The following is a 2562-nucleotide window of genomic DNA, read 5'->3' as shown; positions in this document are numbered from 1 at the left end:
GCTCTTAACCTTGTCAATAATATTTTTGAGGTTCACTTTTGAAAGATCCTCTGCTTTATCGACTTCCTCCTCTTCTCCTTCCCCCTCATAGTAATCACGTCCTCTAAACCTTATACTTATATTTTCGAATTTAACAGCACCATAGCCTCTCGAGCCATGCCCTCCGAGATAGTCATCCTCAAGGAGTTTCATACCTTCAAAGAGCGTTTTCAGGAGATCGACATCACTCTCATCTAGTAGCTTCAAGCTCATCTCAAAATCAAACCGAGCCCCAGCAGGCACCCTCTCCACCTGACGCGGATTCGCGGCAGAGGTAAGCCTATCTATGGAGTTCTCGTATTTCACCTCGGTGTAAGCCCCTCCAAGGATATCAGCTTCCTTGAAATACCCATTCCAGTGATCCTTGTCAAGAAAAGCATCCCTTACGGCTAATCTTGTTGGATTAAGCGGAAGTTTATTTTCATTCGCAGGTACACCAAAAAGCTTGCAAATCTCGCATTCTCCACAGCAACATGGGCCACCCTTGAATTCGGGCCTTTCTCCAGAAGCGATAAGTTGGTTATACTTCTTAAAAAATTCCTCGATATTGTAAAAGCTCTCTCCTTCTATTTCAAATTTTCCTCTGCCTCTATGAAGCTCAAGGAGTGATCTTATTTTTCCGCGCAATGATGATCCCGGAATGTAAGGCACTCCAAAGGGATCTTTTATCACAGGTAAGTCAAGTCCTCCTACTTCGAGCACTTCCTTAGATCCACCGATGCGAAGCCCTGTCCTCGCCTTTAATCTGCCATTTATTAGAATTCTTCCCATCAGCTTCAAGGCTTCTCCCCCCTTCAATTTCTTTCCACCCTCTTATAGCAGATAAACATTTCCATAAACTTTTTAAAACTCATCAGTTCCTTATTGTTTCTTATGGCTCTGATAAGATCCTCAAGAAAATCTGTTAAATTCCTTATGTCATTCCTCGCTCCAATATAAGCCAAGATAGGTCTAAGCTTTATAAGCTCTTCAATGCTATTAATACTTTTTATTGCATTATATATATTCCTGATTTGCCTATAATTTGCCTTATCCCACTTGGCAAACCGCCTGACTTTTTCGCAAAACTTATTTAAGACATCAGGATCAGTTATGGAGTTAATCCTAAGTGCATTTTCTTTTATGAACTCTTTCAAGCTACCTATTCCCTCTCTTGGAGACTCAAATCCTCCCCTACCCATTTCTTTTTCTACACCTCCCTTGTAGAAAGATAAGCAAGAGATAAGGCCACATAAAGGAGTCTCGGGTTTCTCACCCTTATAGTTTCTCCCTCAATACTAACCTCCGGACAGAAAGCGAGCCCCTCATAAAGATCAACCATTTCCTTCATAAAATCCCTATCATCCATATCTCTGAGAAGATAGGCTACAAGCCATGGTTTGGGAAGTTTAAAGCTACTTGACCCATTCGGTCTTTCAAGCTCTTTAGCAAGCCTAATCAATCTAAAGAGCGTCCCCCTTGCCTTACCTCCATTCCTTTCAAAGACAAGCTTGTATTTTCTCCATAACTTTAAAACTCCTTTAAACTCCTCTTTTGTTAGCACTTCCCCAAACATCGAGACCTTATTCTTCTGAGTTTCAGGTTCGTGCTCTTTCCTATCGCTTTTAGCACGGTGAAGTTCATCTTCAACTCTCGCAGAAGCTCTCTTAACCGGGAAATTATGCTTAGCCAAAAAGATCCCGCATGAAAAGGTTATCTTGGGATTATCCCCCACAAATTTTCTGAACTTTTCCTCTATATCCTCAAAGAGATATAAAGCCCTATTCCAAGGAGATATAATGAACGCGTCATCCCCTCCCGCAAATACAAGATAATCCCCATCGGAAATAAGCTTTTCAGGAAGATACCTCTCAAAGAATAAAGAAAGCATCCTGCTTAAAGCGGCAACTCTCGAAATAGTGTAATTCTGCCCCTTATCTTTGGTTTTTCCCAGGCCCTCTCTAAACAACTTGCCGAGATTATCAAGGTCAAGTTTAAGAAAACATAGAAGCTTATCTCCTTCGCACTCATTAACAAGATTTTCAAAGGTCTTATCAGGCCTTTTCAAGGAGGGATAATAAAGAAGTACTCCATCCTTGCAAGCATTATCACAGATATCATCCTCAGCACAAGGATCAACTTCAAATCCTAGCAGATCGAAGACATAATTGTAATCTTTGATCCCCTCAGAGACACCCCTTTTCTTTAAACAGACATAGTTTTTATTCTTCCCTTCCTCAGAAAGATCGATAAACGAACTACAAACTGAGCACAATACAAGCTCAACATCCTCACGGAGGGAAATCTTTTCTTTCTCACTCTCTCCACATACAACACAATGCTCCTCATACGGCACAAGTCCCAAAGGTCTCCCGAAAAGAAGCTCATAGCCATCTTCGTCCTCCAGAACTTCCTTAAATCTTTCCGCTTTCTTATCGGATAGTCTCTTGAAAAGCCCTTCAACCGCACTGTAGAAATCTTCTTTAAAGTGCCTGTAGGTAAGAGGTTCCCACTCCAAAGCTATGTATATCTGCCCCTTTAAAG

At 41.3% G+C, this 2562-nt stretch carries 3 protein-coding genes; all 3 read right to left on the bottom strand.

Annotated elements, in window-relative coordinates; translation table 11 throughout:
• Positions 1–810: type III-A CRISPR-associated RAMP protein Csm3 (gene csm3, locus J7M13_03895; GenBank protein ID MCD6363128.1), on the bottom strand; the 810-nt coding region annotated here is incomplete at its 3' end.
• A 23-nt stretch (positions 811–833) separates the two neighbouring features.
• On the bottom strand, positions 834–1220 hold the full coding sequence (gene csm2 / locus J7M13_03890) for a type III-A CRISPR-associated protein Csm2 (GenBank protein MCD6363127.1): 387 nt from the start codon (positions 1218–1220) through the stop codon (positions 834–836).
• A gap of 8 nt (positions 1221–1228) precedes the next feature.
• Positions 1229–2562: hypothetical protein (locus tag J7M13_03885; protein MCD6363126.1), on the bottom strand; the 1334-nt coding region annotated here is incomplete at its 5' end.

It is taken from the genome of Synergistota bacterium, assembly GCA_021159885.1.
Lineage (GTDB): Bacteria > Synergistota > GBS-1 > GBS-1 > GBS-1 > AUK310.
Note: the sequence above shows the minus strand (reverse complement) of the source record. Positions and strands in the feature narration are given on the sequence as shown.